Annotated in this window: 12 protein-coding genes and 1 pseudogene; 4 read left to right on the top strand and 9 right to left on the bottom strand. The window is 57.8% G+C overall.

The features are described 5' to 3' along the window. Window positions 1–200: 200 nt before the first annotated feature. Entirely contained in the window at window positions 201–464 is a 264-nt protein-coding gene (locus tag HYPMC_RS24300) for a hypothetical protein (protein ID WP_157135453.1), read from the bottom strand. 426 nt (window positions 465–890) lie between these two features. Here HYPMC_RS24300 and HYPMC_RS15420 point away from each other — a divergent pair, with 426 nt between their 5' ends. From HYPMC_RS15420 to HYPMC_RS15440, 4 genes and pseudogenes are all read left to right on the top strand, one after another. Continuing rightward, complete coding sequence (locus tag HYPMC_RS15420) at window positions 891–1,637, top strand: hypothetical protein (protein WP_013948939.1); 747 nt, start codon at window positions 891–893, stop codon at window positions 1,635–1,637. Between the two features lie 94 nt (window positions 1,638–1,731). After that, complete coding sequence (locus HYPMC_RS23805; protein WP_013948940.1) at window positions 1,732–2,181, top strand: host attachment protein; 450 nt, start codon at window positions 1,732–1,734, stop codon at window positions 2,179–2,181. Window positions 2,182–2,231: 50 nt separating this feature from the next. Further along, window positions 2,232–3,101, top strand: a complete 870-nt coding sequence (locus HYPMC_RS15430; RefSeq protein WP_013948942.1) for a transglutaminase family protein — start codon at window positions 2,232–2,234, stop codon at window positions 3,099–3,101. 80 nt (window positions 3,102–3,181) lie between these two features. Continuing rightward, window positions 3,182–4,291: pseudogene (locus HYPMC_RS15440) on the top strand (IS3 family transposase); the annotation flags it as partial. Here HYPMC_RS15440 and HYPMC_RS15445 read toward each other — a convergent pair. The 8 genes from HYPMC_RS15445 to HYPMC_RS15475 all read right to left on the bottom strand — a co-directional run bounded on the left by HYPMC_RS15445 (window position 4,283) and on the right by HYPMC_RS15475 (window position 12,209). Beyond that, window positions 4,283–4,759: a polysaccharide deacetylase family protein gene (locus HYPMC_RS15445; protein WP_013948946.1), complete on the bottom strand. Its 477-nt coding sequence runs from the start codon at window positions 4,757–4,759 to the stop codon at window positions 4,283–4,285. The pseudogene HYPMC_RS15440 and the gene HYPMC_RS15445 sit on opposite strands and share 9 nt — an antisense overlap. 442 nt (window positions 4,760–5,201) lie before the next feature. Next, a complete protein-coding gene (locus HYPMC_RS15450) occupies window positions 5,202–6,695 on the bottom strand; it encodes a hypothetical protein (RefSeq protein ID WP_041300239.1) in 1,494 nt (497 codons plus the stop codon). Between the two features lies 1 nt (window position 6,696). Further along, window positions 6,697–7,104 carry a DUF5681 domain-containing protein gene (locus tag HYPMC_RS15455; protein ID WP_013948948.1) on the bottom strand — a complete coding sequence of 136 codons (408 nt, stop codon included), beginning with the start codon at window positions 7,102–7,104 and terminating at the stop codon, window positions 6,697–6,699. After that, entirely contained in the window at window positions 7,104–8,561 is a 1,458-nt protein-coding gene (locus tag HYPMC_RS15460; RefSeq protein WP_050976804.1) for a DNA methyltransferase, read from the bottom strand. Before HYPMC_RS15460 ends, HYPMC_RS15455 begins: the two co-directional genes overlap by 1 nt. Window positions 8,562–9,705: 1,144 nt before the next feature. Next, window positions 9,706–11,388 carry a recombinase family protein gene (locus HYPMC_RS15465; RefSeq protein ID WP_013948951.1) on the bottom strand — a complete coding sequence of 561 codons (1,683 nt, stop codon included), beginning with the start codon at window positions 11,386–11,388 and terminating at the stop codon, window positions 9,706–9,708. Then, on the bottom strand, window positions 11,385–11,681 hold the full coding sequence (locus tag HYPMC_RS24755) for a DUF2924 domain-containing protein (RefSeq protein WP_244421057.1): 297 nt from the start codon (window positions 11,679–11,681) through the stop codon (window positions 11,385–11,387). Before HYPMC_RS24755 ends, HYPMC_RS15465 begins: the two co-directional genes overlap by 4 nt. Next, the gene (locus HYPMC_RS24760) at window positions 11,582–11,857 is read right to left on the bottom strand and encodes a DUF2924 domain-containing protein (RefSeq protein ID WP_244420902.1); all 276 of its coding nucleotides are present in this window, start codon (window positions 11,855–11,857) and stop codon (window positions 11,582–11,584) included. Before HYPMC_RS24760 ends, HYPMC_RS24755 begins: the two co-directional genes overlap by 100 nt. A gap of 1 nt (window position 11,858) precedes the next feature. Continuing rightward, the gene (locus HYPMC_RS15475; protein WP_013948954.1) at window positions 11,859–12,209 is read right to left on the bottom strand and encodes a DUF3489 domain-containing protein; all 351 of its coding nucleotides are present in this window, start codon (window positions 12,207–12,209) and stop codon (window positions 11,859–11,861) included. Window positions 12,210–12,600 lie beyond the last annotated feature (391 nt).

Here is a 12,600-nt window from a genome sequence, read left to right on the forward strand (position 1 = left end):
GCGTATTGGGGCGGGGGCGGCAAACGCCAGACTTTCTGACTCGATCGCTCGGAAAAGAAGAGATCCGCCTTTGCTCAGCGAAACTTGGGGGGTGTTCGCCCCATCCATTGTCTTTACGTGGAACGAAGGCGCGCCGCGAGCCGTTGAGAAATCGGAGTCCAATTTCCCGGTCTCCGATTTGAGGACAACATGGACAAACTTCACAAGGCCCTAACTGTCAGCGCAGCGGCTTTGGCCCTGACCGCAGGCGGATTGGCGCTGGCAGTCGCCGCACCATCATCTTCAACTACGAACGGTTCAACTTCTGGGGCAAGTACGGGCTCCAGTACCGGTGACAGCGGCGCTAGCAGCCCAGGAGCAAAAACTTCTGATCGCACGCCGGGTGATGCGACGCCGCAGCGTACTCCGAACGCGACCGCCGCCGGTGCAGTCGGCACCGATGTCGGCAAAACTTCGAACGGCACGTCTGATCGGACTCCTGCGAACCATTATAACCCTCCGAGCAACTGATGAATTGAGTGCGCCGGGCTCATTTAAACAGGGACCTTGTCGACCGACCGGGAGCATCGTTGGGCGATCCGGTAGAAGAGGCGCCGCAAGGCTATGCCGATTTCCAAGGGGGGCGCGGCAGTGAAAAGCTTGTTCTCCATCCGCACCGCAGTGTCGCGAAAGCGACGTGAAGCGCGGCTCTACGCTCCTCGCCGGCCAGTCCTCCAGATGCTGGCCGGTGACGGTCGGGTTCCCACCTCGACCATAGAAGATCCACGTTGATTTTTGATCGGCATCAAACCTGTCGTGGTCTGCAGGATGCATTGCACCGGGCGTCGATAGCGAGCGGGCCCATCAGCGTTAGCGGCAGTCGGCGCGCTCACCGTTGAGGAGAGCTGAGCATGGTGAACCAACAAGCAAGCCAGAACGCTGACATCCGCCACACGTTCGCCAAGCGTGAAGCACCGCCTGACATCCGGATCATCAGCCACTCCAATATTTTCTATTGGTGGCCCGCTTGGGTTGTCGGCTATTCAGTAGCCTTTATCACCTATGTTCAGGGGCTCGACGTTTCGGTCGTGCCGCAAATCGTCGAACGTGTTCACGCCAGCAATAATCCGGGGATTTTCTTTATCGCCGTTCTCGTTTTGCTTGTGATTCTGACCAATGCCCGGCTTCGCGGTATCTATTCAGTCGTGACGGTTATCACCGGCGGCTTTTTCGTCGTTCTCTTCTCGTGGTTTGGGTGGTGGGACAATATTTTTCGTTTCGTTCCTCAGCTCTCCGCCCGCGCGAACACAGGGTTTTACTTGCTGTTTTCGACGACTTTGCTCGCGATCTGGCTAATCTCCTTTTTTGTATCCGATCGATTGATCGTGTGGCGGGTCCGACCTGGGCAAATGGTGGAAGAGCGGCTGATCGGCGGTCAGGCACGCAGCTACGATACCAACGGTCTAGTCTTCCAGAAGGGCGGACAAGGCCTTTTCCATGACATCATTCTGGGACTTGGCGCTGGAGACCTAACGCTTAAAATCAGCGGCGCTAACGAGGAAGCAATTCAAATCCCGAATGTTTTGTTTGTTGATTACAAGGTGAAGGCTATCGAGAAATTGATTGGCGTAAAGCCCGATGTTGCGCGCACCAGTTAGATGAGATTTCAGGTCTTTTTTGGTGGCATAAGGCGACGAAGAACCTGAATGTCGCGCTACCGTCTGGAGCTTAGGCCACGAAAGGAAGTCGACCATGAAGCCAACTCGAACTTGGGTTCTTATTGCGGACGGGGCGAGAGCACGCATTCTCGAAAACGATGGGCCCAACCATGGCTTGAACGCCGTGGAGGGGCTCGAATTCCGAGGTGATCATTCCGCGACACATGATCTGGTGTCTGACAGAGAGGGTCGAAGCTTCAGCTCTCACGGTTACGGGCGCTCTGCTATCGACTCTCGTTCCGATCCTCACCGAGATCTCAAGACAAAGTTCGCGGACCAATTGGCGAGTGTTTTGGCTCAGAGACTCGAACAAAAATCCTACGACCGGCTCATAATCGTTGCGTCGCCTGTGACCCTCGGGGATCTCAGGTCGGCGATCTCGCCGCACGTTCGGGCTGTAGTTGTCGGCGAGGTCGCGCAAGATCTGACGAAAATTTCGAATGACGAAGTCGCCAGCCATCTCAAGGACGTGCTAATCGTTTAATCGGGGCCCTTCCGGCCCCGCCCGATGCTACACGGATGAGGTGGCCTCGATTGATTGCGCTTAAAATTCAACACGTGACAACCTACTGGTACTACCAATCGGTTTTCCTCGGACCACACCGGTTGATGCTCCGCCCTCGCGAAAGCCGTGACCTACGCCTAATCTCAAGTGATCTGAGATTGACGCCGGCCGCGGACGTAACTTGGGCACACGATATTTTCGGCAACGCCATAGCAACTGCCACCTTTCCGGAGATGACTAACCGTCTTGTCATTAGCAGCGTCACGGAACTCGAACTCGACGCAACGGCGTGGCCGATTTTTGACATCGCTGCTTCCGCAGTTTCCTATCCCTTCCGATATTCTGGAGACGACTGGACAGATCTCGGCGCTTTGGCGTTACAGCAATATCCAGATCTGGGATGGCGGCTACGGGACTGGGCGAGAGCATTCATCGGCGGCAATCCGACGAATACCCTTGCCATGCTCAAAGACCTCAACGCCGGGGTTTCCGGATCAATCCGCTATCAGAGCAGGGAAGACATGGGCACCCAGTCACCAACACAGACACTTGAGCGCGGGTGGGGATCGTGCAGAGACTTCGCCGTGCTGTTCGTCGAGGCAGCGCGGAGCCTCGGCTTCGGAGCTCGGATCGTTTCTGGCTATCTCTTTAATCCGGATCGGAACAGTGTGGGGAGCGCGGATGCGGGGTCGACGCACGCATGGGCTGAAGTCTACGTGCCCGGCGCGGGATGGATTACGTTCGATCCGACCAATCGTGGTATCGGCGGCTGCAATTTGATACCCGTGGGCGCCGCGCGAGATATCAGGCAAGTGATACCGGTCGCCGGCAGTTTTGTCGGTATGACCGATGCTTTTCAGTCGATGACAGTGCAAGTCCTCGTCAATCCCATGATGTAGGATTCGCACAGCAATGAGATGAGCGTCGCGAACTCGCCGCGAAATCAGAAATCGGCTGCGACCAATGTATAAGATCCAGGATCGGCACGGTGTGTCGAGGCATCGGTGTCTCGCAGCAAAGCTACTATCGCTGGCGACGTGAGTACGGCGGCTTGAAGCTTGATCAGGCTAAGCGTTTCAAGGATCTCGAACGCGAGAACGAACGGCTGAAGAAGGCCGTCTCGGAGCTGACGCTCGACAAGCTGATCCTGAAGGAAGCTCTCGAGGGAAAATACTAAGCCCTTCCCGCAAGCGGGCGTGCGTTGAGCATGTTCGTTCGCGCCTGGATGTCTCGGAGCGTCGCACGTGTACTGTCGTCGGACAGCCACGTGCGACGCAGAGACGGCATCTGAAGACGTCTGATGACGAAGCGGCACTGACGGCCGACATCGTGCGGCTCGCGACCCGCTATGGCCGTTACGGCTATCGGCGCATCTGCGCATCTGCGCATCTGCGCGATGCTGGTTGCCGAAGGCTGGCGGGTCAACGCCAAGCGCGTCTATCGGATCTGGCGCCGGGAAGGGCTGAAAATCCCAATGAAGCAACCGAAGCGGAGTCGTCTCTGGCTCAACGACGGGTCGTGCGTGCGTCTCCGGCCCGAGCGGCCCAACCACGTCTGGTCCTACGACTTCGTTTAGGATCGCACCCACGACGGTCGAGCCTTCCGCATGCTTGTCGTGCTGGATGAGTTCACGCGCCGGTGTCTGGCAATCGTCGTGGCAAGGCGGCTGAGATCCGATGACGTGCTTCACTGTCTGGCCGACCTCTTTGTCGCCCACGGACCGCCTGAGCACATTCGCTCCGACAACGGCCCCGAGTTCATCGCGATCAATGTGCGGGAATGGCTCGGCCGGAACGGCGTCAAGACGCTCTACATCGAACCGGGAAGCCCATGGGAGAACGGCTCTTGCGAGAGCCTCAACTCAAAGCTCCGGGACGAGCTTCTCGACGGCGAGATCTTCACGACGCTTAGAGAAGCCGAAGTGCTGATCGAGAACTGGCGGCGACACTACAATGCCGTCAGACCGCATTCGTCGCTGAATTATCGTCCGCCGGCGCCAGAAGCGATCTTGCCGCCAGCATCCGGTCTGCCCTACGCTCCGCTTCGGCCAGCCCAAACGCTGGCCGATGACGGCCGGGTTCTAACTTAATGCCTGGTATCGTAATGAGGGGCAGGCCAGAACGTACTGAGGCCAGTCGTCAAGTGCCCAATGCGAGGGTATTTCGACAAACGAACCACCCTCGGCATCAACGAGATGCGGAACGTCGTCGGTCATCAGTGAGGCGTCATATTCAAAACCGTGTCGGACCAGTATTTCCGCGGTGTGGCGCGAGAAATTATAGATCGGCGCCCGGAAGCCGCGTGGTCTTACCCCGGTGACGCCGACCATGGTGTCGATTGCACGTACGAAGAACGCTTCCTGCTCATCATACGGAAGCTGATTATAATTCTCATGAATGTATCCGTGATGCCCGATTTCATGCCCGCCGGCGAGTATCTGCTCGACGAGATGCAGATACGTCTTCATGCACCACGCCGGATAGAAGAATGTTTGCTTCAATCCAAGATCGCGGTAGAGACGCAGAATGCGCGGAACGGCGATTTCGTCATACCTCATCCATGATGTCGTCGCGACGAGGTCAGGAACGCGATCGCGATATTCGAGATGCAGCGGACTTTCGGGAATCTATATCGAACGTCAACGCGACGGCGCAGCGAGCGCCGTCTGGCCACGGAACCGGATTCTCGATCATTGCAATATTCCCCTTACGAATGTTCGATCATCTGCAAGTCGCCGCGCCGTGCAGAACCTATGGCACCTGCTCATAAATTATGAAAGCTCGTCAATTCTTCGTCGGTAAAGCAGTCTCGCCGCACCGATCGATGCGCAGAGGTTGGTGCTCCTCTTCCGATCCGGTGCGACAAATCATTTGCGCGCCTCCCAGCCGCAGAGAGGGCGCGCACCGCTCGCCTCCGGAAATCTATTACTAAGCCGGTCCTAAAGTAGCTTCCCGCGAAAATTTTTCTTCTTACGATAGCAACCTGACACGAGGTCACCATCAAGTCAGACCATTCCGTAGAAGTCGTCGAGCCTCTCTGACGGCATTTTCAAAGTTCGCAATGACCTGTGTCATACTATCGACCTGATCGTCATCGGAAATATTCGGAAACGCGCTTGCCTCGTAAAGAAACTTATCAAGAAACGTGGCTGACATCGGGATCAGTACTTCGCCCTCGTCAATTCTGAGAATCGCTCGTCCGAAACGTTCTATCTTGGTGTCGGATGGACGACATTTTGATGCTGCTCCCGGCGTGATCGGTGCGGACGTTGCGGTAGACGACGATATGTTGCGATATCCGGCACGCCTCAGATGCTGCGCTACGCCTAAACCAACGCCCCGCTCGTCGATAACCACTAGAGCTGGCCGGTCCCGCTCGATTTCCGACTTGATCGTCGCGAGCACCTCCGGCAGCTCGAGCTTCACCGAGATTACTTGAGTCAAGTAGAGCGCGTCTTTGTTGTCTTTATTGGCGGCAAGCCCCCACTTCGTACAGACGCTCGCATTTCCGCCGATAGTCGCGCCGACATCCCAGGAATGAATGCTTAGTTCAAACTTCGGCGGCTTCGATAAATCGTACCGCTGGAATCGTTCGACCGAGAGCATACCGGAGCCACCTGCCGTCGGCCTCTGCTGATACTGACCATCCCAGACGTGGCGGGGAAGACTTGCTTTAAGCTTCGCCACCTCCTCTGCTGTCATGCGCGCGGGATTGAGCACGTCGCCCGGGCGACGGTGCATCGTCAGCTTACCGTGACGTTCGTACTTCTCTTCTTTTTCAGCAATCATCGGCAACTTCAGAACAAAGTCGGCGTTCGGTTCGAGCGTTGCCGAAAGGTCGTCAGGAGCCAGCCGGTGCATGACGAGAATAAGTGCACCTTTTGCCTGATCGTTGAATCGCGTCGAAACCGAGTTGGACATCCAATCGCGCACGCGAGCTTTGACGTGCTCCGAGCCGGCATCATCGGCCTGTATCGGATCGTCGACGATGATGAGGTCGGCACCGAAGCCCGTGATGTCGCTTCCGACCGCCGTAGCATAGCGCCCGCCTTTTTGGGTCGTCCGAATGTGATCTTCGGATTTTTTGTCGAGAACAGTTTCAGGAAATATCTGTCCATAGATAGGCGACAGCATCAGCGTGCGGGTCATCACCGAAAGATCATGTGCAAGATCATCGCCATACGAGATCGCGATGAACTTGGATGCGGGGTTGCGTCCCAGGCGCCACGCGACGTAGAAGACGGAAACCATCATAGACTTCATTTGGCGCGGGGGAAGGTTGATATTGACGCGTCGATACCTTCCCTCTTCCACCCGCATCAACAGGTCGGCCAAGACTTGTAGATAGTCGGCATAGACGAGATTGCTGCCTGGGTGCAGTACGTTGAACGTCATCTCCACGAAACACATGAAGTCGGCGCGCGCCATTGCGATCAGAGCATCGAACGGCTCGATGTCGTCTTCTATCTGCCTCTCGGCAGCCGGTGCACTCATCTCACTTACTCCCACTCGCCGTATTGAGGTGGTCAAACCGCTTCAGCATGCGCTTGATGGCATCATCGCCCGGAAGCGTGAAGGGCTCTTTCGAACCCGCCCCCTCTGCCGTCTCCGGTTCGGCCGCCAGCTGGAAAATTACACGGGCCGCTGAGAGATCGCCCTCCAGCGCCTTGCTAAAGACGCGTCGCGCGAGCGCCTCCATCTTAGAAACGGTGACGATGTTCTCGCCTTGCTTGATCTTGACGTGCTTCGTGGCCTCCTTCGCCATGATCTGCTGGATGGTCGGCGTGCTCTTTGGTCGACCCTTCGGGTTGCCTGATTGACCAGGCTTGAATTGATGCTGTTTCGGAGGACGTCCGTAACCGACAGCATCCTTCGGAGGTACCTTGATAGGTTTCTCGGTCATTAGCGCTCTCCCTCGTTTGGAGATGCTATGCTGCGCCGTCGTGCAGCCTCAGCATGCGTCTCTCCGGTCTCTGCAAGGATCGCCTCCCTCCCCGTCATCTGCTGCCATCTTTCGATGGCGACATCACAGTACCGGCCGTCGATCTCGATTGCGCGGCAGATGCGACCCGTCGCCTCCGCCGCAAGCAGCGTCGAGCCCGATCCAAGGAAGCAGTCGAGCACGACGTCGCCGCGGTCCGTGATATCGAGAAGAGCGTCCTCGAGCATCGCACGCGGCTTAACGGTCGGATGTACAGACAGGCCTTCGCGTGCATCCGAGCCCATGCTGGATGCCCCCGGATAAGTCCAGACATTGCTGCGATAGCGCCCCCAGCGCCCGAGCTCGACGTTATTTTTGTGCGATGCGCTCCCCTTTTTGAAGACCGGAAGCATCTCATGCGCCGATCGCCAGAGGCTGCCTTGGCCGGCGTTGGATTTTGACCAGACGATGACGTTCAAGAGATCCAAATCGAGGTCGCGCCCGGCGGACAGAATGAGTTCCACGCTCCGCCAATCGATGAACGTCGCGAGAAGGCCACCATCGACAACAACGGATGATGCGAGTTGCATCCAATCTCTGTTGAAGGCATCAAACTCTTCGCGGCTCAGTTCACCATGCGCGACCTGAAACTCTCGATGATGTGCCTGGCCGGTGCAGTGGCCTTGGATCGGAACGTTGAACGGGACGTCGGTCAAAGCTAGCTGGACGCCCTCGTCATCCCCGATGAGCCGCTGATAGGCTTCGCGGTCGCGTGCGTCGCCTTGAACCAGTCGATGGTGTCCCAATACCCAGATATATCCCGGTCGAGAAACGCTCGACTGAGGGAGCGGCGGGATGACGTCGCCTGCAGTTTCGTCATCCTCGTCATCAAGTAAGAGAGTATCAATTTCAGCAAGTTCGAAACCGGTGGCGATGACGTCTTCATCGAGTTCGATCAGTTCCTGAAATTCGAGCTTCAGACCGTCGACATCCCAGTCGCCCGTTTCCGCGAGCCGATTGAGGGCAATCGAAAGCGCACGCCGCTCGCTCCCGTTAAGATGTTCAATTCGGATGACCGGTATGGTTGCGAGGCCGAGCCGGTGCGCAGCTTCCCAAACGACGTGCCCGTGCACGATGCGACCGTCACTATCGATCAAGACTGGAACGCAGAGCCCGAACCGCTTCAGGCTCAGGTCGACCTTGGCAGATTGTGAGGCCGTCGATCTTCGTACACGGCGGTCGGCAGGACGCAGAGCGTCGATTGGTAAATATTCAATGCGCAGGTTCGGTAGCAGATCGTTGCGCTGGTGGGCGGCCGAACCTTCGCAGGAGGCTAGTGCCTTTTTCGCCTGCCGCCGGTTCCGTGACTTCTCCTGCAGCGCTGACTTAAGACCGGTTGCGGGCCGGATCGGGTCCCGTGCGGATCGGGTGTTTGACATCGACTTCGCTCTCCAGGCTGTGAACAATACGTTCACCACCGGAATGGAAGTCGCCAATCGAGGGCCCGACATCGCGCAGCGCTCCTCAGGTCCGAGCTTGGCTCGATGACCTGGATGAAGCGCGGCCGACGTACTGCCCATCCTTGGCTTGACTGGCTCGCTTGGACAACCGCCACCTCAGGGGTGAAGCGTCCGAGACAAAAATCGGGCAAGTGGAGTCGGCGTTCAAGGGCAAAAAATCAGGGTGGTTGGTTTGCGACCCACCCTGGTTTTAGATGCCTTTCACCTTTGGCGAGTTCTGGAACGCGTATGCTGGAGCCGCGAAAGGGCGCCCATCAGCACCCGCGGGCAGGAGCCACATACGATAGCCCTGCTACTTGGCAACCGCCCTTCAAAGCGCGCGTACGTCGTGGTCGTCTGGTATGGTTCGGACGCCCGCTGCAGTCGTCAGGTTGGCCTCAAGCCCCTCCCGCGCAGCCGGTCCGAATTCAGGAACTGACATGCACGACCCGGCGGTCCGTAACCGGGCGAGGAAGTCGCGTAGCGGCGGAGGATCAGGACCTACAAGACGCCGTTTCCGGAAAAAAATAATCGGGTAGTTTCGCTGGCACTCAAGGGCAATAAGTCCGGGTGGTTCGTTTGCGACCCACCTCGCTTTGGGCGCTTCTAACGGACGCGATCAAGCTCCCAGCTGCGGAAAAGTCGCCGTCTGAAGCCACGATCTGACCGCCTCTCAAGGTGACTGATATTCCCTGTTTCGTTGTTTAGGGAATTTGCGGTTCTTGCACCCGGAAAAGTCCGCGAAAACAGACGACTAGTCGCCCGTTGGCAGCGCTTCAGAGGGGCAAATTCCCCGACTTCCCAGATAATTTCGCTGTTTGCAGGGATTTTCCCTGCAGAGACTGGTCCGCGGCAGACTGCCAGCACAGCCAGCCAACTTACTGAAATCACAGAGTTTTCTTCCCTTTAGGTGCGCTCGAAATATCGCCGACACTTCCGCGGCTTAGCCGCAACTAGATCCCATCAGTGGCCCGCAGAGACGCAAATCGGTGCGCTCGGACGCGGCATTCTGCAAAACGTCTCTACTGCCGACTTTCGGGGCGGGCGGTTTGGGCTTCGGCCGGAGGATCTTGGGGTTCGATTGTCAGGTGAAGCCCAAGAACTTGCGCTGCTGGGTCCAATCGAGCGGCAGATTCTGAGAAGTTCTGAGCAAACGCTTCGGGCTGAGCTCCAGCGGCTGCCGACCGGCAAAGATGTCCTCGACGATGCTTGGCGCGAGATACGTCAACCGCATCAGGGCGGTCAGCCGGCCTTTGCTCTTGGTGATGCCCGACGTGATGTCATTGAGGGTCTCCGTCGTGTCGGACAACATCTTATCCCGAGCAGAGAAGGCGTCCTGCAACACCTGAACTAGAGATGCGTCGGGAGACCTCTGCGACGAGTCGCCGATCACCATGCGCTTGCCTTGACCAGAACGACGCAGCTCGGTCGGCACTGTGAGAATGATCGTCCGATCTGATGCGCTCTCAATTTTTCCCTCTATGCCGAGCACGCCCGCAAGCTGCCCAGCATCGATCACAATCTCGATCTGATCTGGTGAAAGCGTCACGCAAGCAACGACTTGACGGATGACTGGCCGTACGGTCTCGGGCGGCATAACAGGCCATTGTTTGGTGAACTCCGCGGCTCGACTCAGCACCGCCTCGAGTTCTCTGGCGTTCAATTCTAGAGCAGCTAGCGTGTCGACGATGTCCTGTCTTGATGTCAGAAGCGTACGTACGCGATCAGCGACCAAGCCTTCCACCTCGTTCGCCGGCACGCGCATCGTGTTTCTCGTGGATCTGCGGGTATCAAGCAGAGCGGCAGAAATGTAGTATCGGTACCGGCGACCCCGCTTGTTGGCGTGTGTCGGCGTCATGCGGCTGCCATCATCGTCAAAAAGCAGCCCTGCCAGAAGGCTCGGCGCCTCGGCCCCCGTCGCTAGAGACCGGGTCTTTCGGTTCGTGGCTAGCTTGTCCTGAACGACTGTCCAGAGATCAGCGTCAATGATGGCTTCGTGTTGGCCAGGATAGACACTTCCCTTGTGAGCGACTTCACCTCGGTAGAGATGGTTCTGAAGGATCAGATACAGGATCCCACGCGAGAACTTGGCGTTGCCGGTGATCAGACCTTTCGCGCCCTCGCGGCGCTTGCTGCGCAAACCACGGCGATCGAGCTCGGCTTGCAGCAATTTGACCGAACCGAGCTCGGCGTATCGCTGAAAGATCAGCCGGACGGTCTCGGCTTCGACCGGATTGATGAGGAGCTTTCTGTCTTTGACATCGTAACCAAGTGGCACGGTGCCGCCCATCCACATGCCCTTGGCCTTCGACGCCGCGATCTTGTCACGGATGCGCTCGCCAGCGATCTCACGCTCGAACTGTGCAAACGACAGCAGCATGTTGAGTGTTAGGCGCCCCATCGACGTCGTCGTGTTGAACTGCTGAGTCACCGACACAAACGAAGCGCCATGTGCATCGAATATGTCGACGATCTTGGCAAAGTCCGCCAGAGAGCGGGTCAGCCGGTCGACTTTGTAGACGACAACGATCTGGGCTTTGCCAGCCTTGATGTCGCCGAGCAGTCGCTGAAGCGCGGGACGTTCCATCGTTCCGCCGGAAAGGCCACCATCGTCATAGAGGTCAGAGACCGCAGTCCAGCCCGCGTGCTTCTGGCTCTTAATGAAAGCTTCACAGGCCTCCCGCTGGGCGTCGAGAGAGTTGAATTCCTTCTCCAGCCCCTCATCCGAGGACTTGCGGGTGTAGATCGCGCAGCGGACTTTGATCATTCGGGACGCCTCACCTGAGTAGAGGACGCGGCATCGCTCGCGCCGCTGGTCAACCCGAAGAAGCGCGGTCCAGACCAGCGGGCGCCCGTGATTTCGCGGGCGACGACCGACAATGATGCATAGCGCTGTCCCCGCCATTCGACGCCATCGTCCAAGATGATGACGGTATGCGTCTGCCCGTGCCATTCCCGGATCAGGCGGTACCGCCTTGACGAACGGGCCGCCGGCGGCTTCTGCTCAAGAGATCTTCCGAAGTCGAGGACTGAAGCTTGCGAAGTGTGCCTTTCGCCAATCCGCCATGTGCCAGCTCTTGGAGCCTGTAGGTGATCCCACGTAGCAGGATATCGCGGCTCAGGCGTTTGGGTGGCGACGTCTGATAGAGACGTCGCCACTCACTGCGCAATGCATCGATCGTAAGGCTCTCGAGCCCCACGATCTCTGCGGCTAAGTCCAGCGACGGCTTTGCCATTTCAGCGGCCATGACGGGAAACGATGCGATACCGCCGCAACTCCCCGTCGGATTTCGAGGATGTCAGAGCGAGTCCGAGTTTCTTCTTGACTGTTCCCGCGAGGAAGCCTCGGACACTGTGCTGTTGCCACTCAGTCGCTTGCATCATGTCGGGGATGGTCGCGCCGTTGCGCTCCCTCAACAGCGACAGGATGCGCTCCTGCTTTGTGCTGCGCGCTGGTGTGTCAGGCTGTCCTGTAGGTGCTGCCGCTGGTTTTGGCTGTTTCAGATTGCGCTTCGATTTGCTCGCTTTGCTGGCTGGCGGAGTTGCTCGCGTGGCTTTGGTCAAGGAATGAACTTCAACTGCGGTCATGTTGGGCTCCGTGGCTATTGGCGCGCCCCGTTGGCGCTCCCACTGCCCGAAGCCCCGCAACCGCGAGGCGACCTCTCAGATATTCAGCAAGCCAAAGGGCCGTCCGCCGATGTCCCTATACCAATGCGTCCTTTGCGACAGAAGTCGAGGTCTGATTTCGCTGTGGCGGCCAATCTCGGAATATCAGTTAAACAACTCTGTCAGTGCATTGGGTTTTAAGTTCGGTCGACAGACAGATTAAGACGGCATCAGCCGACCGCATTGTCGCCGATAGCTGGGAAGCGCCGGTAATCCCCGTCCACACGTTGGAAAATCACGTTGATGACGATTGGCAGGTCCCCATAAGGTCCAATATCCACGCAATCCATATGTGTCGGGGAGGATGCCGTCG

Source organism: Hyphomicrobium sp. MC1 (genome assembly GCF_000253295.1).
Classification (GTDB): domain Bacteria; phylum Pseudomonadota; class Alphaproteobacteria; order Rhizobiales; family Hyphomicrobiaceae; genus Hyphomicrobium_B.

What these genes read in the sequence shown, in the direction of transcription:
- HYPMC_RS15420 (WP_013948939.1), top strand. Translation starts at nt 891, where the DNA reads ATGGTGAACCAACAAGCAAGCCAGAACGCTGACATCCGCCACACGTTC.
- HYPMC_RS23805 (WP_013948940.1), top strand. Translation starts at nt 1,732, where the DNA reads ATGAAGCCAACTCGAACTTGGGTTCTTATTGCGGACGGGGCGAGAGCA.
- HYPMC_RS15445 (WP_013948946.1), bottom strand. Translation starts at nt 4,759, where the DNA reads ATGAGGTATGACGAAATCGCCGTTCCGCGCATTCTGCGTCTCTACCGC.
- HYPMC_RS15450 (WP_041300239.1), bottom strand. Translation starts at nt 6,695, where the DNA reads ATGAGTGCACCGGCTGCCGAGAGGCAGATAGAAGACGACATCGAGCCG.
- HYPMC_RS15455 (WP_013948948.1), bottom strand. Translation starts at nt 7,104, where the DNA reads ATGACCGAGAAACCTATCAAGGTACCTCCGAAGGATGCTGTCGGTTAC.
- HYPMC_RS15460 (WP_050976804.1), bottom strand. Translation starts at nt 8,561, where the DNA reads ATGTCAAACACCCGATCCGCACGGGACCCGATCCGGCCCGCAACCGGT.
- HYPMC_RS15465 (WP_013948951.1), bottom strand. Translation starts at nt 11,388, where the DNA reads ATGATCAAAGTCCGCTGCGCGATCTACACCCGCAAGTCCTCGGATGAG.
- HYPMC_RS24760 (WP_244420902.1), bottom strand. Translation starts at nt 11,857, where the DNA reads ATGGCAAAGCCGTCGCTGGACTTAGCCGCAGAGATCGTGGGGCTCGAG.
- HYPMC_RS15475 (WP_013948954.1), bottom strand. Translation starts at nt 12,209, where the DNA reads ATGACCGCAGTTGAAGTTCATTCCTTGACCAAAGCCACGCGAGCAACT.